At 60.1% G+C, this 21,014-nt stretch carries 17 protein-coding genes, 1 tRNA gene and 1 other RNA gene; 7 read left to right on the forward strand and 12 right to left on the reverse strand.

The window, feature by feature from the left end:
• Positions 1-4: 4 nt before the first annotated feature.
• From ACIP6G_RS15510 to ACIP6G_RS15525, 4 genes are all read right to left on the reverse strand, one after another.
• Complete coding sequence (locus ACIP6G_RS15510) at positions 5-3,646, reverse strand: DNA polymerase III subunit gamma and tau (protein WP_400291189.1); 3,642 nt, start codon at positions 3,644-3,646, stop codon at positions 5-7.
• A gap of 12 nt (positions 3,647-3,658) precedes the next feature.
• Positions 3,659-4,576, reverse strand: a complete 918-nt coding sequence (gluQRS, locus tag ACIP6G_RS15515; RefSeq protein WP_400291191.1) for a tRNA glutamyl-Q(34) synthetase GluQRS — start codon at positions 4,574-4,576, stop codon at positions 3,659-3,661.
• Positions 4,577-4,604: 28 nt separating this feature from the next.
• Positions 4,605-4,701, reverse strand: an RNA gene (ffs, locus tag ACIP6G_RS15520) — signal recognition particle sRNA small type.
• A gap of 107 nt (positions 4,702-4,808) precedes the next feature.
• Positions 4,809-6,449, reverse strand: coding sequence for a DUF222 domain-containing protein (locus ACIP6G_RS15525; RefSeq protein ID WP_400291193.1), 1,641 nt, complete (start codon positions 6,447-6,449; stop codon positions 4,809-4,811).
• Positions 6,450-6,538: 89 nt separating this feature from the next.
• Between ACIP6G_RS15525 and ACIP6G_RS15530 the strand changes: the two genes are divergently transcribed.
• Both ACIP6G_RS15530 and ACIP6G_RS15535 read left to right on the forward strand, forming a co-directional pair.
• Positions 6,539-6,623, forward strand: a tRNA-Ser gene (locus tag ACIP6G_RS15530).
• Between the two features lie 133 nt (positions 6,624-6,756).
• A complete protein-coding gene (locus tag ACIP6G_RS15535; RefSeq protein WP_365943029.1) occupies positions 6,757-7,122 on the forward strand; it encodes a VOC family protein in 366 nt (121 codons plus the stop codon).
• Between the two features lie 106 nt (positions 7,123-7,228).
• Here ACIP6G_RS15535 and ACIP6G_RS15540 read toward each other — a convergent pair whose 3' ends face one another.
• Entirely contained in the window at positions 7,229-8,269 is a 1,041-nt protein-coding gene (locus tag ACIP6G_RS15540; protein ID WP_105659189.1) for an isopenicillin N synthase family oxygenase, read from the reverse strand.
• Between the two features lie 273 nt (positions 8,270-8,542).
• Between ACIP6G_RS15540 and ACIP6G_RS15545 the strand changes: the two genes are divergently transcribed.
• Together ACIP6G_RS15545 and ACIP6G_RS15550 are read left to right on the forward strand one after the other, a co-directional pair.
• Positions 8,543-8,845 carry a type II toxin-antitoxin system VapB family antitoxin gene (locus tag ACIP6G_RS15545; protein ID WP_105659188.1) on the forward strand — a complete coding sequence of 101 codons (303 nt, stop codon included), beginning with the start codon at positions 8,543-8,545 and terminating at the stop codon, positions 8,843-8,845.
• 78 nt (positions 8,846-8,923) lie between these two features.
• Entirely contained in the window at positions 8,924-9,547 is a 624-nt protein-coding gene (locus ACIP6G_RS15550) for a LytR C-terminal domain-containing protein (protein ID WP_105662411.1), read from the forward strand.
• Between the two features lie 4 nt (positions 9,548-9,551).
• Here ACIP6G_RS15550 and ACIP6G_RS15555 read toward each other — a convergent pair whose 3' ends face one another.
• Positions 9,552-10,241, reverse strand: a complete 690-nt coding sequence (locus ACIP6G_RS15555; RefSeq protein ID WP_365943030.1) for a DsbA family oxidoreductase — start codon at positions 10,239-10,241, stop codon at positions 9,552-9,554.
• A gap of 122 nt (positions 10,242-10,363) precedes the next feature.
• On the opposite strand from ACIP6G_RS15555, the gene ACIP6G_RS15560 reads away from it, so the two are divergent.
• Entirely contained in the window at positions 10,364-11,086 is a 723-nt protein-coding gene (locus ACIP6G_RS15560) for a YoaK family protein (RefSeq protein ID WP_365943031.1), read from the forward strand.
• 65 nt (positions 11,087-11,151) lie between these two features.
• On the opposite strand, the gene ACIP6G_RS15565 is transcribed toward ACIP6G_RS15560, so the two are convergent.
• Complete coding sequence (locus tag ACIP6G_RS15565) at positions 11,152-12,558, reverse strand: amino acid permease (RefSeq protein ID WP_105659184.1); 1,407 nt, start codon at positions 12,556-12,558, stop codon at positions 11,152-11,154.
• Positions 12,559-12,744: 186 nt separating this feature from the next.
• Between ACIP6G_RS15565 and ACIP6G_RS15570 the strand changes: the two genes are divergently transcribed.
• Positions 12,745-13,311, forward strand: coding sequence for a histidine phosphatase family protein (locus ACIP6G_RS15570; RefSeq protein ID WP_332594869.1), 567 nt, complete (start codon positions 12,745-12,747; stop codon positions 13,309-13,311).
• A 6-nt stretch (positions 13,312-13,317) separates the two neighbouring features.
• Here the strand turns inward: ACIP6G_RS15570 and ACIP6G_RS15575 are convergent, their stop codons facing one another.
• The 5 genes from ACIP6G_RS15575 to ACIP6G_RS15595 all read right to left on the reverse strand — a co-directional run bounded on the left by ACIP6G_RS15575 (position 13,318) and on the right by ACIP6G_RS15595 (position 19,306).
• The gene (locus tag ACIP6G_RS15575) at positions 13,318-14,298 is read right to left on the reverse strand and encodes an alpha/beta hydrolase (RefSeq protein WP_365943032.1); all 981 of its coding nucleotides are present in this window, start codon (positions 14,296-14,298) and stop codon (positions 13,318-13,320) included.
• Positions 14,299-14,513: 215 nt separating this feature from the next.
• Positions 14,514-16,151, reverse strand: a complete 1,638-nt coding sequence (gene aceB, locus ACIP6G_RS15580) for a malate synthase A (RefSeq protein WP_105659181.1) — start codon at positions 16,149-16,151, stop codon at positions 14,514-14,516.
• Between the two features lie 81 nt (positions 16,152-16,232).
• Complete coding sequence (gene aceA, locus ACIP6G_RS15585; RefSeq protein WP_105659180.1) at positions 16,233-17,546, reverse strand: isocitrate lyase; 1,314 nt, start codon at positions 17,544-17,546, stop codon at positions 16,233-16,235.
• Positions 17,547-18,073: 527 nt separating this feature from the next.
• A complete protein-coding gene (locus tag ACIP6G_RS15590) occupies positions 18,074-18,676 on the reverse strand; it encodes a HutD family protein (protein WP_365943033.1) in 603 nt (200 codons plus the stop codon).
• Positions 18,677-18,685: 9 nt separating this feature from the next.
• On the reverse strand, positions 18,686-19,306 hold the full coding sequence (locus tag ACIP6G_RS15595) for an AAA family ATPase (protein ID WP_365943034.1): 621 nt from the start codon (positions 19,304-19,306) through the stop codon (positions 18,686-18,688).
• A 210-nt stretch (positions 19,307-19,516) separates the two neighbouring features.
• Between ACIP6G_RS15595 and ACIP6G_RS15600 the strand changes: the two genes are divergently transcribed.
• Positions 19,517-21,007 carry a helix-turn-helix transcriptional regulator gene (locus tag ACIP6G_RS15600; RefSeq protein ID WP_105658616.1) on the forward strand — a complete coding sequence of 497 codons (1,491 nt, stop codon included), beginning with the start codon at positions 19,517-19,519 and terminating at the stop codon, positions 21,005-21,007.
• Positions 21,008-21,014 lie beyond the last annotated feature (7 nt).

Consider the following 21,014-nt stretch of genomic DNA (forward strand, 5'->3'; position numbering starts at 1 on the left):
CCGGCTACAAGCTTCGTTTGATTTCCACTACATTCCCGTTGACGTCGCGCTGCTCGATGACCATGCCGCCGAGCAGGCGTTCCACGGCTGGAACACCGATCAGTGCCGAATCCTCGACCTCGATATCATCGTCGCTCGGGACAAATTCCTCGGGCTCTTGCACCGGAGCAGGCGCGGGAGCCGAAGCAGGACCGCCCCAGCCGCGCGCCGCCTGGGCAGGCGCCGGCGCACTGGGTGCGTTCTTCGCCTGGTCCATCAGCTGCTGGTATCGGCTCATGCGGCCTGAGACCGCCGGTGCCGAGTCCGCAGGATCCGGTGCCGGTTCAGCCTGTGGAGCGCCCCATCCCGGAGCGGATACAGGGGCCGGCTGCGGAGCTGCCGGGGTTTGCAGCGGTGCGGCCGGCTCCTGGCGAGGCTGTTCCTGATGCTGGGGGCGGACCTGCGGCTGCGTTTGGGCAGTCCGCGGCGCCGGGGCTTCCGGAACCGATGGAGCTGATGGCGCCATAGCTTGTGGAGCCTGCTGCTCGGATTCGCCAACCGCTAGATTCCCGAAGGAATCGGTGGTGCTTTCCGGGTGCAACGGTGTCGAAGAAACCGGACGTGCAATGTTCGGAACACCGCCCTCAGCCTGGCGCGCCGTCATGCCAGCAGTCATCCGGGGCTTGGGAGCCACCGGAGGCCCACCGAAACTCCGTGGTGCACTAGCCGCCGGCGCTGGCGCTGCCGGGGTCGGCTGCGGAGCCACGGCCGGGACCGGAGCCTGTTGCTGCGGCTGCACCTGCTGCGCTTCCGGAACAGAACCAGCTGGCACGTAGTACGGGTCATCTGGGAACGGTGGCTCGTCGAAGTAGGGTTCATCCGCTGGAGGCGGGACGTCATCGTAGGAGCTGTCGTACCCGTCATGGGCGCGGGGTGCAGGCGCGACTGGTGCCGAGCTTGGCACAGCGGATACCGGACGCTGCTGCGGTGCCGGAGCGGCAGCTTGGGCCCGTGCCGCAGCGCGCGCGGCCGCCCCAGCAGAACTTACAGCCTTGGTGAACTTAGTTGGTGCTGGGGTTGGCGCCGGGATTGGCCGGCGCTCACCTTTTGGGGAACCACCACCGTTGGGGTTGGAGCCGCCTTCGGTGAGGACCACTTCGATCGGTGCACCGGTGACCTGGGACAGAACCCCGGTCAGCGTGTTCATCAGATCCGGCCGGTTGCGCAGATTCACGATTGGGCCAGTATTGCTGAACGCCAAGGTGAGGGTGCGGCCATCGAAGCCTGCCACAGAGCCATAGGTGGCAACCATGGAATGCAGGACGCGCGAGCTGCCCTGCAACTGCTGCAAGATCGTTGGCCACGCTTGCTGGAACATCGCCACCGGTGAGCCGGTGTCCTGTGGTGCTGGCTGGCTCTGCGGCATCCCGCTAGGGGCACCATGTTGAGGTTGCTGAGCACCCTGTTGTTGCTGTTGCTGTTGCTGTTGCTGTTGCTGTTGCTGTTGCGGTGTTTGAGCGCGTTGGGCTTGTTCTTGTGCGGCGCGCTGTTGTGCTTCGCGTTCAGCTTGTTCGCGTTGGGCTTGTTCTTGTGCGGCGCGCTGTTGTGCTTCGCGTTCAGCTTGTTCGCGTTGGGTTTGTTCTTGTGCGGCGCGCTGTTGTGCTTCGCGTTCAGCTTGTTCGCGTTGGGCTTGTTCTTGCGCCTGGTGGGCAGCATGGCGCTGGGCATCCACGCCAGCCTGGCTAGCTTCTGGTGCCTGTTGCGGCTGTGCCGACTGCGGTGCTTGTGGTGTTCGGTTGGCAGCCGCACGACGTGCGAATTCGGCCATGGCAGGATTTTGCTTCACGTCATCAATGGAGACCCCGGTGCCGAATGACAGGTCTTCACCGCTGGAAGGATCAGGGACCAAGCTGAATGGTGCCACACCTTCCGGACGAGCTGCCGGAATACTCGGACCAGGCTGCACCTCGGTGGTCACCGAGTAATTTTCGCCCTTTGGACCCCAAGTTGCGCCCCAGTCAGCGGCTTCGCCAGTGTTCAGCGACGCTGCCGCGCCTGGATCCAGCGGAGCATTTGGATCATCATCATGTGGCTGTGGCTGTGGCTGTGGCTGTGGCTGTGGCTGTGGCTGTGATGGCGCGGACTGCTGGGGATGTGTTTCCTGCGGGGCAGGTACTGGCTGTGGAGTCTCTTGAGGCTGCTCGGTGCGCTGAGCTTGAACTGGTTCTGCGTGCTGCGCGGGCTGCTGCATTTGCGCTGGAGCCTCGGGAGCCTGCGGTTGAGGCTGGGCATGATTTGGCTGAACCTGTGGGGCCTGTTCGCCAGCCACTGGTTCGCCCTGTGCTTCAGCCGGTTCGGGTGCACCGTCACGACGGGATTTGGCGGCGGCCAGGGCTTCGCGTACTGCGGCAGCACCCTGACGCGCGGCGCCCGGGTTAGGAGTGGCGTTCATTGAGGCACCAGCACTTGCAGCGTCGTTCTCATCAAGCGCAGGCAGCGCTCCACCGGTCATCGCATGGCGCTCCAACCGATCCAGCCGAGCGGCAAAAGCGCTGTCGGAATTCTGCGAACCGGGCAGCATCAAGCGCGCGGCCAGCAATTCCAGGTGCAGACGAGGCGAAGTTGCGCCGGTCATCTCGCTCAGGGCCTTGTTGGTGACATCGGCCCATCGCGATAGTTCGCCTGCACCGACCAAGCCAGCTTGCAAGCGAAGGGATTCAAGCTGGTCTTCTGGTACGCCGCGCAAGATCTTCTCAAGGCCTTCTGGCATAGCCTTGGCGATGATCAGATCGCGGAAGCGCTCCAGCACATCTTCAACAAAGCGCCGGGGATCCAGACCGGTCTGGATGATGCGGTCAATCGCACCGAACAGACCAGCGCCATCGGATTCGTGCAGCGACAAGGTGACCTCATCGAGCAGTGTCGAGTGGGTATAGCCCAGCAGTGCAATGGCCGTCTCGTAATCCAGGTTGCCATCGCGGGCACCAGCGATCAGCTGATCCAGCACCGAAAGGGTGTCGCGGACCGACCCGCCGCCAGCACGGATCACCAGTGGCAGTACGCCTTCGGCTACCGCGACGCTTTCGCGTTCGCAGAGCACTTGCAGGTACGCCAGCAATGCCTCTGGCGGAACCAGGCGGAATGGGTAGTGGTGGGTACGCGAGCGGATGGTTCCGATGACCTTTTCCGGCTCGGTAGTCGCGAAGATGAATTTGATGTGCGCCGGTGGCTCTTCAACGATCTTCAGCAAGGCATTGAAGCCTGCCGCCGTGACCATGTGGGCCTCATCGATGATGAAGATCTTGTAGCGGTCGCGAGTCGGCGCGAAGGTTGCGCGCTCGCGCAGATCGCGGGCATCATCGACGCCGCCATGGCTGGCTGCGTCAATCTCGATGACATCCAGCGAACCCGGGCCACCATTGGCAAGGTCCACGCAGCTTGGGCAGGTGCCGCAAGGAACGGGCGTAGGGCCCTGCTCGCAGTTCAAGCAACGGGCCAAAATGCGGGCAGAAGTCGTCTTGCCGCAACCGCGCGGACCGGAGAATAGGTAGGCGTGGTTGACGCGGTTCTTCTCCAGCGCCGTCATCAAGGGCGCAGTAACGTGCTCCTGGCCGATAACGTCGCCAAACGTATCGGGACGATATCTGCGATATAGCGCTGTACTCACACCGGTTCCCTATCAGTTGCCTGATGCTTTAGGCATCAGCTGTTGGACAATATTCAATGGTTCGACGGTCCACGGTTCACGTGGCAGATTCGCCGGATCGAAAGCTTCCAGGGCTGCCTGCAAACTTGTGCTGGGCAAGCCCAATGACTCTAGCAAAATCGCCACAACGTTGGCTGGATGCACACCTTGTTCGGTGATCTCTTCGAGTGTTACTGCACCGTCGCGTTTAGCCAAGCGCTGGCCCTTGGTGTTCAGTGCCAGCGGTACGTGCGCGTAGGCCGGGACCGTGTAGCCCAGTAGCGTTGCCAGATAGGCCTGCCGCGGCGCAGAAGAGAGCAAATCATCTCCGCGCACGACCTGGTCGATGCCTGAGAACGCATCGTCGACGACAACCGCAAGGTTGTAGGCGGGAGCTCCATCGTTGCGGATCAGGACGAAATCATCTACCGCACCGGTGTAATCGCCGAATAGTTCGTCATGAACAGAAAATTCGTTCACTTCTGAACGCAGTCGCAAGGCGGCTGGACGGTTCTGTGCTTTAGCCGAGCGTTCGCTGGCGCTCAGATCGCGGCAGGTTCCCGGGTAGGCGCCGGGCGCAGCATGCGGAGCACTTCCGGCTTCGGCGATGTCCTTGCGCGAGCAGAAGCATTCATAGACCAAGCCGCGGGCCTTGAGCCGCTCAACGGCCTGGAGATAAATCGGAAGGCGGTCGGACTGCCGGAGGATTTCGCCGTTGAAATCAAGGCCCAAGGACGATAATTCAGCAATTTGGGTGGCTTCGGCGCCGGAACGAACACGATCCAAGTCTTCAATGCGCAGTAGGAATTTGCGTTGCGAGGAGCGGGCGAAAAGCCAAGCGAGGATGGCCGTGCGCAAATTGCCAAGGTGGAGTGGCCCCGAAGGGCTAGGGGCGAAACGGCCAGCGCCCACGTGGACTCCATTCGGCTTGCGTAAGAAAGTAAAAGACCCCTCATGCACCTGCCAGAGCCCATCTACCCTTGCTACCTTCCGGTCCTGGGGGAGTTCAACAGGATGACACCACACGAGGGGTCACCAAAAATACTACCCGAGGTTGGCGCTTGGATGAAAATCGGCAGGCGTGCGCTTGCTCTCAGCTTGCAAATCATGGCTCAGAGATCTTGACCAAAAATGCTGTTCGTCCTCAGCCGGTCGCTTCTTCAGGCGGTTCTAGCCACCCAAGTACGCGTCGAACGCGGTCATTGAGCTGGACGGTAGGCAACATGGGCGTCTGCTCCTTCTCGAAGTCGAAGTTCTGGACGCTGGTGACGCTGCCGGGAAGCTCAACACAAATCATGCCGTTGGGGGAGCGCCAGTTCACTGAACCGTCCGGAAGATAGGTGGCTTGCCATCCCAGCACGTGCTTGAACATCTGATGCCGCTTGCACAATAAATGCGTATTGCTGCGCGTGGTGTGCCCGCCCTTTGCCCATGCATCGATGTGGTCAATCTCGGATGCTTCGGCGGGCCGATTGCACCCGGGGAAGCGGCAGACGATATCCCGATTTCGCAGCAGATCACGCAGCGCCTTGGACGGACGGTACTTTTCGCGGCCCACGTCTATAGCTGCCCCTGACCAAGGATCGGTGAGCACCTTGATGAAAGACGGGGCGTCTTTTGCGATTAGCAGCGCTGTCCCTACTGGGATCGGCCCGTAGCCCTCAAGGTCAGCTAGTGCGCGTTTAGGGTTGGCCAGCATTTCCAGCGCAGGAATCGTGACAGCTACACGAGCTTTGAGCGGGGTCCCTTCGGTTGCGGGCCAACCATCGAGCAACGCATCGCAAACAATGTCCAGCCGTCGTTGCTGTTCGGTCCGATTATCAGCTGGATCAACATTGCGTACGGCATGCCAATTGACCGTATTGATAATGCCCAACGCCTTTTCCACCGGCAGATGCAGCTGAATCACGCTCATTCCATTGGCCTCGTGCCAATAGGTGATCTTGCGGTCCTCCGCACCTTTCTTGTGGCGTTCTTCAATGGGCTTTGGATGCAATCGCTCACGCATTTTCCTGGCACGTAGGGCTATCGCGGAGTCAGCGGCCTGCCGCGCTATCGGCAGCAAGGTTCGTTGCATTAGTGCCACGTCCTCGGGTGCCAGATCCTGAGAGTGCTTGACGATCTCCTGCGCGGATCTGGTCGTGATCTCACCGACGCTCAGGGCGTCCAAAGTGTCTGCGCAAAGATGGCGCAGTCCTTCGGCGAAGAACAACTTGTCCTGGACTTTCTTTTCCGAGGAGCGCATTGCCACCGATGCCTCGGCAACAAAGGAAGAACGGATCAGCGACTCGTCGGAGCGATTGACACCGTAGAAGTAGGCAGAATGAGTTTCAGCTGTTTCTTCCGTTGTGCCGGGGTCATCCAGCAGCGGCTCTTGGGTTCCGTGGCTGATCGTCTCGGCGACCGAATATTCGTAGCTATCGGCCAACACCGCTGCCTCGGCAGCATCCAGCATGCTGTGCAGCCGGGCAATGGTCTTCAGCCGCTCCAGGCCCTGGGCGGATGCAGTGACCGGCGACTGGTCATAAAGGTTTATGGCGGTAGCGGCGATCTGGGTAAAGAGATTGTCTTTGTCCAGGTTCGCGGCCCAAAGACCATCGATTCCGGGGATACTCCTTGCCCCGGGCGGGCTGATAGGCAGTCGGCGAGGGTCGTCTTGGCTGTGAAATACCTCTCTTTTACTCATGTTTACAGTATTGATCCGTTCAAACGGCAGCCTTTGGAGAAAAGATCGGGATGGTGAAAAGGTGCAAAATGACCGAATTTCAGGGGTTTGACGCCTCAAGAATGAGCTGGGAAGCAACGTGGAAACGTCCGATTCGTGATTGAGCGAGAATTTAGATATGCTGGATCCTGCTCCACGGAGCAAACTGAGGAGGATTCGCCTAGCGGCCTATGGCGCACGCCTGGAACGCGTGTTGGGTTAACGCCCTCAGGGGTTCAAATCCCCTATCCTCCGCCGAATGTAATGTCCCGGCTCATCGTGAAAACGATGAGCCGGGACATTATTTTTTTGCGCTTACCGGCATTGCTAGAACCTGGCAGGTAGTATCCGTGGCAACTGTTCAGCAATCTTTCGGCAAGGTAAGACTATGGCAAGTGTATTGAGCGAAATCGCCGTCGACTGCGCGAACCCGATGCTGGTGGCGAGGTTCTGGTGCGAAGCGCTGAATTATGACGTATTGGAAGAAGAAGCCGGCTTGGTCAGTATTGGGTCCAAATCCCAAGGCCAGGGCGGGCTGAAATTGACGTTCGCGCAAGTGCCCGAAACCAAGAGCATCAAGAATCGCCTCCATCTGGACCTGCGTCCTCGAAACGCCCAGCAGCAAGAAGAAGCTGATCGCCTGATCTCTTTGGGGGCCAGCTACGCCGATGTGGGCCAGCGGGAGGACGAGAGCTGGATCGTGATGGCTGATCCTGAAGGCAACGAATTCTGCGTGCTTTCCGGCGTCGAATAAGCGAGGCGCTTTGAATGCCTATTGGCGCCGGGCCGGTAATCTCTCACCAGCTCGACGCCAACAGGTTTTGCGTGTGCAGCTCCTGATCCCTGCAGAAGCTCACGGCCTAGGCGCTTTTGCGCCCCTTGGCCAGCTCTGGGTAGTGGATGGCCGCGGTCTGCGGGTGGGCTCGCAGCCATCCCTTGAGCACGTTGGCGCCGTAGGAAGCCAGCATTGGGTTTTCCGGATCATCGGAGACGCCGCGAGCTTCGGCAGCCAGCTCGGCTGGCAGTTCGACCTTGTCGATCACTGCATCCAGTCGAGGGGAGTAGAAGAACGGCACCGAGTAGCGGTCAACGCCAGCTGGTGGCGCAATGACGCGGTGGATGGTGGCCATCAGGTAGCCGTTGGTCGCGACTTCGAGCATCTCCCCGAGGTTCACTACCAATGCACCCGGGGTCGGCGGCACCTCGATCCACTCTTCCTGGCCGTAGGGTTGCACCTGCAGCCCTCCAACCTGGTCCTGCAGCAGCAGGGTGACGAAGCCGTAGTCGGCGTGCAGGCCAACGCCCTGGTTGCCCGACTCTGGTACGACGTCGCCCGAAACGTAGTGCACCAACTTGCCCATCCATGACGGGGTGTTGGCGAATGGCTCGTCGAAGTGGCCTTCGGGCAAGCCCAGCCCCACAGCGATGGCCGAAAGCAGCTCGTGGCCGGTTTTGTTCATCAGCTCGGCCCACGCCATGGCGCGCTCTTCGAGCTGGGGGAAATCGGCAGGGAACTGGTTCGGGCCCTGCAGGTTCAAGTACGGCTTGTCCTCGGGAACGACCGCCAACGTCTCGCGTTCCGGTCCGTAGTCGATCTGTTCGCGGGCATCGGCGCGGCCGCGGGTGATTTCGGTGCCCATCCGGGTGTAGCCGCGGAACTGGGCGCTATTGCGGTTATCGAGCTTGATTTTCTGCTCAACGGGCTTCTGGAAGAATTCTGCGATGGTGTCGAGCAGTTCCTGGTCCTGCCCGGCATATGCGCTGTATCCGACGATCTGGAAGAAGCCGACGCGGTGTGCGGCGTCGCGAATCGCGGCAACGAAATCCTTGTTGAAGGAGCCGTCAGCATTGCGTGCGGTAGAAATATCGAGCAGTGGGATCTCGGTGACTACGTTGTTCATAAACCCAGAGTGCACCTTATGACGCGATTGTTACCAGCTAAAGTTACGCCCGGTTCCTCCAAGTTTCCCTTGGCGTAACAATCCTTGCTTTTTCGCATTGCGTGTCTGATTATTCGCATTCGCGTGTAGCATTCGCCCGGCAACTGCGCGGCGAGTCCGGCTGCCACCCGGCTCAATCGGCGCCGTCTCGGGAGGTGGCCTTCCTGCGGCCTGCCAACTAGCGCCTGATCTGCAGGTCTGTGGGTCTGGAGAGTTTGTCCGTATGCTTGAATAGTGATTTTTCGAGCGGTAGGTGAAGGCCGTCCATACCCGGACCACGGCTATTCTTCGGCGCGTGATTGGAGCGGACTTCCCCCGCAGCAAGTGAAACTAGCTGACTTGGTCACCACCAAAGCCACCTTGGATCTTGAAACATTGCTCTCTGAGGATTCCACCTTCTATGGCGACTTGTTCCCGCATGTAGTGCGCTATCGGGGCGTGTTGTATCTGGAGGATGGGATGCACCGCGCGCTGCGCTCGGCGCTTCATCATCGCTCGGTAATACACGCACGCATATTGGATCTGGACGCTAGTTAGATAAGCTAGCGCCACGAGGATGACGATGACGTCGCCTTCAGGCCAGCAGCTGCCGAAGGCTGACCAGAGCAAGGTGGAATGATGCGTGATCGCGATGACCCGGGGCAATGGCACGGTGCGCATATTGTCGACGAGCAAGAATTAAGTTTCAGCTCGGACGGCCAGGCTAAGCGGCGTGCCCGCAAACGCCAGAACATTGTTTTCTCCGTGATGGCCCTGCTGGTGATCGCGGTTTTGGCCGGCGCCGTACTCGTTTTCAACGGAACGCTGAAGTTGGGTGGCGAGCCTGCCGCTGTCGCGAGCCCGAAGCCAAGCGAGACGAAAATCGAAAACCCCAAGTGCCCGGCCATCGATTTCAAGTATCAAAAACCCTCAGATGTCGAAATACGCGTGCTGAACACTACCGATATTTCGGGTCTTGCGGGTGACACTGCCGAGGCACTGGAAAAGCGCGGCTTCAAGATTTCGTCGCTGACTTCCGGGTGGAAGTCGCTCTCCGAAACCACTGGCGCGGTCATTGCCGGGCCTGATGGCTATGCCCAGGCTTTCACCGTGCAGCGCCAGATCCCCGGCATCGTTTTCATCTACGACGAAAAGAAGTGGGGCAGCCGGGTGGACCTGGCGCTGGGGGAGAAGTTCGACGGCCTGGAAAAAGAACGCAAGCTCGATACTTCTGAAGGCAAGCTGGTCTGCAGCAAATAGCTGGCTACGGGGTCTGCACATCTCCGGAATGCACTTGGGCCAGCGCATTTGCGAAGACCTCGGCTGGCTGGGCGCCGGAAATGCCGTACTTTCCATCAATGATGAAGAAAGGAACACCGCTGATGCCCAGCTCGCGTGCCTGGACGATATCTGCGTTGACTTCCTCAACGTAGGATCCGGACGAGAGCTTCGCACGCAGTTCCCCGGTATCCAGCCCCAGCGTTCCGGCCAGTTCGAGCAGCGTTTCTAGGTCTCCGGTGTTCAGGCCCTTCTCGAAGTGGGCAGAAAGCAGCGCTTCCTTCATCTCGTTTCCGGCACCATGCTTCTTGGCGTATTCCAGTACGCGTAGTGCAGTGAAGGAATTAGCGACCTTCAAGTTGGCGAAGTCGTAGTTCAATCCTTCGGCAGCAGCCTGGGCGGTGACATGGTCAAGCATTTGGGCGACCTGTTCCTGGCCCAGTCCCTTCATCTGGGAGAGGTATTCGGCCTCGCTGCCGTCATAGTTCCCAGGCAGGCTCGGGTCCAGCTGGTACGAGTGCCAGTAGACATCCACGTTCTGGGAGTATTCGAACGCCTCGACACCCCGCTCAAAGCGGCGCTTTCCGATGAAGCACCAAGGGCAGGCAATATCGGAGAAGATATCCACGCGGATGCGCTTGTCTTCCGGGGACTGGACAGCAGTATTTTCGCTCATGCTTGAGGTAACAACTTTTGCTCACCGGGCATTCCTTATTCGCAGCTGCTGATTTCGGGGGAGATAATGGCAGGGCTCCTACGGAAACCGGATGGTGCTGATGGCGAGAGAAAGCAGGGCAGGTGGCAAAGAACCTTCGATGGCGCGGAATCCTCTTCGCCGGAACGATTACGGCGATGGCAGGCTTTGTTGATGGCGTCGGATTCGTGCACTTCGGCGGCTACTTCCTCTCCTTCATGTCGGGAAACTCCACGCGTTCCTCCGTGGCGCTGATGACAGGGGACCTTGCCGGATGGGCGATGGCGATGTCCTTGGTGGGCTGCTTTGTCGCAGGTGTCATCCTTGCAACGCTGATTACCTTCCGGCTCGATAGGCTGCGCCGGCCAGTGGCCATGTATTCCAGTGCGGCACTGCTGCTCGCTGCGGCCATCTCCGGGAATTTCTTGCCGCAGCTGACGGCTCTGCTGCTGGCCGCCGCGATGGGCGTGGTCAATGTTTCCTACACTCGTTCGGGAGAGGTTTCCCTGGGCCTGACGTATATGACCGGCACGTTGGTCAAGCTCGGGCAGGCACTCGGTGGAGCAATCATCGGGTTGGCCACCGGGTCGGACCGCGGCGGCTACCGGATGCTATGGATGCGCTACGCAGTGCTTTGGTTGATGATCACCATGGGTTCCCTGGGTGGCGTCTTGGCCTACCTGCGGCTGGGGCTCGGCAGCTTGTGGATCGTCGCAGGCGGCATGCTCGCGTGGGCCAGCCTGGCGTTGTTCCAGGAGCTGCGCACACCCCATGGCCTGGAGTCGCCCTCGGAGCCTCAGGCCGGAACCTCCACCGGGATCAAGTAGAAAGACATAAAAAATATGCTTGGCTTCGCTTTATGCGAAACCAGGCATATTTTATTGCGCGGTGGCTAACTCAGCAAGGAGTCGCTGTCCTGCTTGATTGGCGCCGCTGGGCGTACCAGCAGCTTGAAGAGCACGGCCAGAAGCACGAGCCATGCGATTCCGGTGTACAGGGCTACACGCGTCGTCGGGCTCAGGGCCAAGAGCACGACAACGAAGACCATGAAGGCCAAGGCGATCCATACGGCAACGGTGCCGCCGGGCACAGCGTATTCGCGGGCAACGGCCGGTCCGCGGCCCGCTGCGGCTTCCTTGCGTCGCATGGCCAGGTACGAAGTCAGAATCATGATCCACACCCAAACGGTGGCGAAGGTAGCGATGGAAGCGATGATGGTGAACAGCGACTCCGGGAGCAGGGCGTTGAGCACCACACCTACCAGCAGCACAATGGCCATGATGACCACGGTCATCCACGGCACGCCGTTACGCGAGATGCGGCCAAAGGACTTCGGAGCATGGCCGATCTCGGACATGGCGTAGAGCATGCGGCCAGCCCCAAAAGTATCGGCGTTGATCGCCGAAACGGCTGCGGTGATCACCACGGCGTTGAGCACGTGGGCGGCGGCCGGGATGCCCAGACCGTCGAAAATCTGCACGAATGGCGAAGCTGAGCCGTCGATCTGGCGCCAGTCAAAGAGCATCATGACTACGGCCAGCGAAGCTACGTAGAAGAGCAGGATGCGCCATGGCACGGTATTGATGGCGGCTGGAACCGACTTGGCAGGATCAGCTGCTTCACCAGCGGTGATGCCGATGGTTTCGATGCCGCCGAAGGCGAACATCACGACGGAGAACGAGAGCAGCAGGCCCACGAAGCCGTTGGGGAACAGGGTGCCAGCGCTCATCAGGGTAGCGATGCCGGTTGCGGTTTCGGTCTCAGGGGCGTTGAAGCCGAAGATGATCAGGGCGGCGCCACCAATGATCATGGCGATAATTGCGGTCACCTTGATGATAGCCAGCCAGAATTCGGTTTCACCGAAGACCTTGACCTTCATCAGGTTGATCGACGCGATGAGCAGGACGACCGCCAACACCCAGATCCACTGCGCCACCTGCGGGAACCAGAAGCCCATGTAGATGCCGAACGCGGTCACATCGGCGATCGCGACAATGGCCATTTCGAAGGCAAAAGTCCAGCCGGTGACGAAGCCGGCGAAGCGGCCCAGGTAGCGCGAAGCGTAGTGAGCGAAGGATCCGGAAACCGGATGCTTGACAGCCATCTCGCCCATGGCACGCATGACAATGAAGACGGCAGCGCCGCCAATCATGTATGCGAAGAGGACGGCAGGGCCAGCAGCCTGGATAGCAGAAGAGGAGCCGTAGAAAAGGCCCGTTCCGATAGCTGAGCCGAGGGCCATGAAGCGGATGTGGCGGGCAGTCAGCCCGCGGGCGAGAGACGCCTTTATTTCGTTCACGATAGTAATGCTCGGATCCTATAAGGGGTGCGTTCGATGGGGACGGGCCCGCGCCAAAGGCAGGGCACAGCCGTGAAAATCTTATGCGCTCCAGGCATCCATGGCGCGCTTAAGTGTTGCAGATCTATCGTGAGCTTGGCCACCAGCGGTTGCTGTTGGCCACCTGCCGGGTGGGAGAATGGGCTTATGAAACTAGGATTCGTCCGCCACGGACAGACGCAATGGAACCTCGAAGGCCGCTTGCAGGGTTCCAGCGACATCCCCCTGAACGATACCGGGCGAGCCCAAGCCCGCGAGGCTGTCTCGGTGCTGGACGGCGGCCAATGGGACGCTATCGTTTCCTCGCCGCTCTCGCGGGCACGCGAGACGGCACAGATCATTGCCGACGGGCTGGGACTGGAACTTGGTCCTAGCTACGACCTGCTGATCGAGCGCGACTACGCCCAGGGCGAGGGCATGGTTGAGACCGAAGCGCTGGCGCTATGGCCGGACAAGAACGGTGGTGGAATTGAACCACTGGAATCTGTAGTTGACCGTGGCCTGCGCGCAATCAACCAGATTGCAGCAGACTACCCGGGCAAGAACGTCGCGGTAATCTGCCACGGCACCATTATCCGCTACACGCTCTCGCACTTCGCCGGCTACAAGCTGGACACCATCCGCAATGGCTCGGTTGCCATTATCGGCAATGAGCCCGGCGATTGGCAGCTGGAACTGGTCAATGACCAGGTGCCCAGCAAGGTCGCGGGCTAAGCCGCACTAGATGCCGGAAGGAACAATCCGGCGGATGCTGGAGGCCACCAGCGAATCACGCTGCCGGTTCTTGACGACCGCAAGCCATGAGCCCAACGCCATGTAGGCCTTGGAGCGGATCTTTGGCGAGGAGAGGAACACGTCGTGCAGCGCGCCGGGCAGGCGCACCAAATGCAGTTCCCGGCCTAGGTCGATGCTGCGCTGGGCGACGACCTGCACATTCAAGGCCACGTCGGCGCGGGTGGCGGTGTCGTGCCAGCGAGGCAGCAAATAGTCTTCCGCCGAAAGCATCACCAGGGTGGGCATCTGGAGATCCAGCCCCTTCTTCACCTTGGCTTGCGCATCGAAGACTGCAGAGATGAAACCCGCGGTGAGCTTGAAGCCGTTGACCGGGCGCCAACCCAGATCGTAATCCCATTCGCCGGAAAACTGGCTGGAGACCGTGCGGGTGTAGAACCCTGGATCCACCGTCGGCAAGAAGCGGTGGGGGTTGCGGCTGCTGGCCGCCTGGACGATCCTCGCCAAGGCGGTGCGCCCGATCTCGCTGGCCTGGAATTCCAGCCACGGGCTGTTCAGCGCCAGCGCATCAACTTTCTGCGGGTTGGCTGCCGCATACAGAGAAGCGCTGAGCCCGCCAGTGGAGTGGGCGAGCAGGACAAAGCGGGTGCCCGGATGCGCGCTGGAAATGATGCGGTGGGCCGCGTCGAATTCCTCGAAGTACTCATCCAGATCGGTGGTGAAGCCCGGGCTTCTGTGCTCGGCGATTTTGGTGGCCTGGTCTACCGGCAAGTTCCGTCCATAATGGCGCAGGTCCAGTGCGTAGAAATCCGCTCCGGCTTCGCTGAGGAACTCGGCGAGCTCTTTTTGGAAGAAGTAGTCCGACCAGCCATGCACATAAAGCACCGCGATCCCGCGCAATGGCGGCGGCAGGCGCAGCGTTCTGCGCGGACGGTGCCTGATCAACGTCGCGGTCGAACCGTCCGACATCGGCAACGGCCGTTGCGAGAAATCCTCGCCCAGCAGATCGGGCTGCCACAGGTCCTCGGCCGGGTTCTTGAACTGGAAAGCCGTGGCTACAGCCTAGCCACCGCACACGCAAAACGGCATCCACCCGCTGGACTGGTTACCAACGGATGAATGCCGCTTTGCGTGGCCGACGTTCAGGGACGACTGTTTTCTATCGGCCGGGTCTCAGGTACTGCCTAACCTGCCATTTCCAGGGTGCGGGCTGGCGCATCCAGGTAGCGCAGGTAGGCGTTCTTGGTCAGGAAGGTCGGGAAGTCATCGCGCAGGGCGCAAGCTTCGAAGATTTCCACGGCTTCCTCGAAGCGATCGCCCTCGAAGCGCTCCAAGCCCTCCATGGTCTCCTCGGCCAGTTCCTGGACCCAGCGACGGGTGATGATCTCGCCCTCATCGGTGATCGCCGACTGGTGGATCCACTGCCACAGCTGCGAACGGGAGATCTCGGCGGTAGCAGCATCTTCCATCAGGTTGCGCAGTGCCACAGCACCGTTGCCGCGCAGCCAGGACTCGATGTAGCGGATGCCGATCTCGATGTTGTCGCGGATGCCGCGTTCGGTGATCTTGCCGGTGACGCTCTCGATGTTCAGCAGGGCCGGGCCGGAAACCTCGACATCTTCGCGGGTGCGCTGCAACTGGTTTGGGTTCTCGCCGAGCACCTCGTCGTACACCTCCCGGGCAACCGAAACCAGGTCGGGGTGGGCAACCCAGGAGCCGTCGAAGCCATCAGCTGCTTCGCGGGCCTTGTCCTCGCGGACCTTGCCGAAGGCCAGCTCGTTGATCGAGGCGTCCTTGCGGTTGGGAACGAATGCGCTCATCCCGCCGATGGCCGAAGCCCCGCGGCGGTGGCAGGCACGCACCAGCTGTTCGGTGTAGGCCCGCATGAACGGGGCGGTCATGGTCACGGTGTCGCGATCCGGGAAGACGAAGCGCGGTCCGCGGGAACGGAAGTTCTTGATGATCGAGAAGATGTAATCCCAGCGGCCAGCATTGAGCCCCGAGGAATGCTCGCGCAGCTCGTAGAGGATCTCTTCCATCTCGAATGCGGCGGTGATGGTCTCGATCAGCACGGTGGCACGGATGGTGCCGCGCTCGATATCCATCAGATCCTGGGCCATGTTGAACACGTCGTTCCACAACCGTGCTTCCAGATGGTTCTCCAGCTTCGGCAGGTAGTAGTACGGGCCGCGTCCGGCTGCCAGCAGGCGCTTGGCGTTGTGGAAGAAGTGCAGTCCGAAGTCCACCAGCGCACCGGACATCGGGGTGCCGGCAACCAGCAGGTGCTTCTCCGGCAGGTGCCAGCCGCGGGGACGAACCACGATGGTTGGCAGCTGCTGCAGATCGTAGCTGTTCAGCTTGTACTCGCGGCCATCCGGTGCGGTGAAGTCCAGGTCCTGATCCAGCACCCGGATCAGGTTGACCTGGTTCTTGATGACGTTCTGCCAGGTTGGCGAGGAAGCATCCTCCATGTCGGCCAGCCAGACCTTGGCCCCGGAATTCAGCGCATTGATAGCCATCTTGCGTTCGATCGGGCCAGTGATTTCCACCCGGCGATCTTCCAGCCCCGGTGCGATCGGGGCGACCTGCCATGAATCGTCTTCGCGAATAGCGCGGGTCTCGTCCAGGAACTTCGGATCGCGGCCATTGGCAATGCGCGCCCGGTTGACCTGGCGGCGCTGCATCAACTCGGCACGGCGCGGTTCGAATGCGGTGTGCAGGGCCGAAAGGAAGTCCAGGGCCTCGCTGGTCAGGATCTGCTCCTGGTAGCGAACGGGGGTAGCGGTAATGGTGATGTTGTTCAGGGTGATGGGGGAGTTCATGGCAGCGTCCTTAAAAATCTTGGAAATGGTGCTGGTGCTAGCCGGCGCCTTTGCCGGCTAGCACCATCGACCCATCAGGGTCTAATGGAATTGGCCTTCTTCGGTGGATCCCACCAAGGCCAGGGTTGAGGCGTTAGGGTTCAGCGCCGTGGAGATCGCATCGAAGTAGCCGGTGCCGACTTCGCGCTGGTGCCTGGTGGCGGTGTAGCCGGCGGCCTCGGAAGCGAATTCGCGTTCCTGCAATTCGACGTAGGCGCTCATGCCGTCCTTCGCGTAGCCGGAGGCCAGGTCGAACATCGAGTGGTTCAATGCGTGGAATCCGGCCAGGGTGATGAACTGGAAGCTGAAGCCCATGGCGCCTAGTTCGCGCTGGAACTTGGCGATGGTCGCATCGTCCAGGTGCTTCTTCCAGTTGAACGACGGCGAGCAGTTGTAGGAAAGCATCTGGTCCGGGAAGTCCTTTTTGACCGCTTCGGCGAACTTGCGGGCCAACTCCAGGTCAGGGGTGCCGGTTTCCATCCAGATCAGGTCCGAGTACGGTGCGTAGGCCTTGGCCCGGGCGATGCATGGCTCGATGCCGTTGGTGACCTTGTAGAAGCCTTCCGGGGTGCGCTCGCCGGTGATGAACTGCTGATCTCGTTCATCGACATCCGAGGTGATCAGCGTTGCCGCTTCAGCGTCGGTGCGGGCGATAACTACGGAAGGGGTGCCAGCCACGTCGGCGGCCAGGCGGGCCGCGTTCAGGGTGCGGATGTGCTGCTGGGTCGGGATCAGCACCTTGCCGCCGAGGTGGCCGCACTTCTTTTCGCTGGCCAGCTGGTCTTCCCAGTGGACGCCCGATGCGCCAGCGGTGATCATGGACTTCATCAGTTCGTAGGCGTTCAGCGGGCCGCCGAAGCCGGCTTCTGCATCAGCGACGATGGGGACCATCCAGTCTTCGACGGTTTGGATGCCTTCGGAGAACTCGATCTGGTCTGCACGCTGCAATGCGTTGTTGATGCGGCGCACGACCTGGGGAACCGAATTGGCCGGGTACAGCGACTGGTCCGGGTAGGTCTGGCCTGAAAGGTTGGCATCCGCTGCTACCTGCCAGCCCGAAAGATAGATGGCTCGAAGGCCGGCCTTGACTTGCTGCACTGCCTGGTTGCCGGTCAGTGCGCCCAACGCGTTGGTGTAGCCGCCGGTGGGGGTTTCCTCGGTGAGCTGTTTCCACAGCTTCTCGGATCCGCGTTTGGCCAAGGTGTGCTCTTCCTGGACCCGGCCCTGGAGCTTCACGACGTCGGCAGCGCTGTAGTCGCGGGTTACGCCGTTCCAGCGGGGGTTGTTTTCCCAGTCGCTCTCGATGGCTGCGATGCGGTTGTCGATCGAGGTTTCGTTGGTGTTTTCAGTAGTCATTGCCTTGGCTCCTTCGCACAAGCTGCGGGTTCATGTCGATCGGAAGGTGATCTTGTGAACTTCTTCGTGCCAACTACTTTTCCGCAGGTGCGAGGGCTTCAACAGAGGTTTTTCGAATTAAGATTTCCACTTCTTCACAAAAATGGAAATTTACCGCTTCTTGCGCTGAATGTGAGTCAAGGCATGGAAATTAGCTGATATCGAATCAATCCCTAGCGAAGAAGAGTGAAATTTAACAGCAAGCCTGGATAAGGGCGAAGCCAAAGCAGACCGATTCCGGGCTCTGCGAGAATCGGCGAATCACTGATGAGCTGGGATTTTATGGAAACCGCAGGTGTTGATTCGCCACGGCAGGCGTTGTGCAGCAGGCCAAAAAACGTGAAATATCAGAGTCTGGACTGGTAGCTGGATTTTGCCAGATGGGGGCCTGGACTTGTCGCTATGGCCGATATTCTTGGCCGGCAGTGCAGTTTCTGAGTGCGAAGATTTATGGATCTTGCGATAATGGCTGATTGAGCCGGAACGGGCTAGGGCTGGTCGAAAGAAACCACAGCCATGAAACCGCGGCCGGAGATGCGTGGTTCACCGGCGTCAGAGCCAACGACGGTGTCACGCAGGTTCAGCGACTGTTCGCTGTCGCCGAGCAAGAGCTTGGCGGAGCCCTGGACCAAAAGGCCCAGTTGCCCATCAAAGAGGTATTGCTCGCGCTTTTTGGACAGCTCGACAATGCGAACGGTGGCTCGTACCTGCTCTGGAACGGCGGCCACGTGCACGATGAGCAGTTCTTCGGCGGGCTGGCTCGCCTGGACAGGATTTTCCGTTTCGAATTTCAACGGGCGCAGCGGTTCCAATCCGTGCTCCTGCCCGTCTACATCCAGCTGCACGAAATCGCCGGCGATCAACGTGAAGACTTGAGCCGAAGGCGACGGAGTGAAAGCTGCAGATTTCTCGATAGAGCGAATCGACAGTTGCCAGGTTGCTTCCCGCAGTTCGCTGGACCGCAACGTTCCGTCCTGCGCCAGAATGCCGCTCGCAATGAGCCGGACCTGCCCCAGCTCCCATTGCTTCTTGGTGCTTTGCGCCAATTCGAGAATGGAACCCGGTGCAAAAGATGCTTGTGCTTCGCTCATGGGACGAGTCTACTTGCCGATGACCAATCGAAGTTGTTCAACCAGCTGGGATGTGGGCAGCGAGGCATCAAGGGTGATCCAACCGTGCACTTGCGCAAGGCGCAGATACTCATTTCGACTGTCGCTGAGATACTCCATGCTTTCGTCGTCTTTGCCGCGGGAATTGATCCGCTCAAAGGCAAGGATGGGGTCGATGTCGAGCAGGACAATTCTCGCGTGCTCGGTACTTTTCGCCGCAAGCCAGGTGAGAAGCAGTCCCGGAGGATGGCCACGTAAGCGCCGCAGCACTAATTGGCAATACAGGTGCCGGTCCATCACGCTGAGTCCGGGAGAGCGGGCCGCGAAAAGCATATTGCGGGCAACATTGAAGCTGCGAATGGAAGTTTCGAAGAAATCCTGGGTGAAAGTCGGGAACGTGATTCCCAGGGCGCGAGAGAATTTGGTAAGCCAGCTCCGCGCGGCGACGTTTGCGAGCCTACGAGCCTGAATGCGATCGTTGCGCAGCTGCTGTACTAAAGCTTCAATAGTGGTGCTTTTGCCTGCGCCATCGGTGCCGACGATGACCAAAGTCCGGGGTGGATCGTGGGCATGGCGCGGGGCCGGTAGGGGGCGGGTGGAGACTGCGTGCATGGTGCTCCTTGCGGGATCTCTTTGTAGTTTCAACGTTTGCGCTTCGCTGAAGATTCCGCAGAAAGGCTGTGCATTTGTTGAGAGTAGCTCGCCGGGGAAGCAAGGAAAGAACCGTGAATATTTGCTTCCGCGTCACTGCTGGGCGATTGAATTACGGGTTGAATCCGGAAGATCTAGAAATTTTCACGATCCTTGGCATAACCTTGTCATGTGACTGCAACCACATGGAATCGCTCAGTGAACTCAGCCGGCAATGGCGCTGGCAGCGAAGATACAGAACTCGACGCCATTGCTCTCGGCCGCAGAATCCGCTTTCTGCGCAAGGGCAAGCAACTGACCTTGGATGATGTCTCGGCGCTCGTTGACACCGCGCCGAGCCAGCTGTCGCTGATTGAAAACGGCAAGCGCGAACCGAAGCTATCGCTGCTCAAGTCCCTGGCTGGAGCCATGGGGGTTGGAGTCGACGATCTGCTGGGCACCGAACCGCCATCGCGCCGTGCTGCTTTGGAGATCGAATTGGAACGTGCCCAACGCGGTCCACTGTACGAGTCCTTGGGATTGCCTACCGTTCGTGTTGGCACGCGTCTGCCCATGGACGTCCTGGAATCCCTGGTGGGACTGCAGCATGAATTGGAACGCCGCCTGAACGAGCAGGCCGCGACCCCTGAAGAAGCCCGTCGGGCCAATACCGCGTTGCGCCATGAGATGCGCCAACGCAACAACTACTACAAGGATATCGAGCAGGAAGCCGCCAAAGTCCTCTCTGCAGTTGGCCACGATTCAGGGCCGCTCTCGCATCATCGTGCAGCAGATATCGCCGAGCATCTGGGATTCAGCCTGCGCTTTGTGGGCAATCTTCCGCATTCCACGCGTTCGGTGACTGACCAGAAGAACAAGCGTATCTATCTGACGCAGGCGAACCGCTCGGAACATGATCCTCGTTCGGTGTTGCTGCAGGCGCTAGGGCATCACGTATTGGGTCATAGGACTCCAACCGATTATTTCGATTTCCTCTCGCAGAGGGTCGCGACCAACTACTTTGCCGCGGCGTTGATGATGCCGGAAAAGTCCACGGTGGACTACTTGCGTCGAGCTAAGAACAACCGTGAGTTGGCCATCGAGGATCTGCGCGATGCTTTCGCCGTGTCCTATGAGTCCGCAGCCCACCGGTTCACCAACCTTGCCACCGAGCATCTGGGGATGACCTGCCACTTCCAGAAGGTCCACGAATCGGGCATCTTGCACAAGGCTTATGAGAATGACCGAGTGAACTTTCCAGCCGATCACACCGGTGCCATTGAAGGACAAACCATTTGCCGGTATTGGACAAGTCGCGTGGTCTTCGAGCAGATGGATAAGTTCCGTTCCTTCGAGCAGTACACCGATACCGTCAATGGGACCTTCTGGTGCACGGCGCGCACCGAGCGCCATTCCTCGGGACTGTATTCCTTGTCCATTGGCGTGCCTTTTGAGCATGTGAAGTGGTTCCGCGGGCGGGATACCAAGGAGCGCTGCCAATCCACCTGCCCGGACGAGAACTGCTGCCGCCGTCCACCTGCTGACCTATCCAGCCAGTGGTTCGGCAATGCGTGGCCGGCTACGCGCGCTAATACCCACTTGCTGGCGGCCATGCCAACCGGAGCCTTTCCCGGAGTAGACGAAACCGAGGTCTACCGCTTCCTGGAAAAGCAGGTGGACTAGGACCGTT

Source organism: Glutamicibacter sp. NPDC088483 (assembly GCF_044753145.1).
GTDB lineage: Bacteria > Actinomycetota > Actinomycetes > Actinomycetales > Micrococcaceae > Glutamicibacter.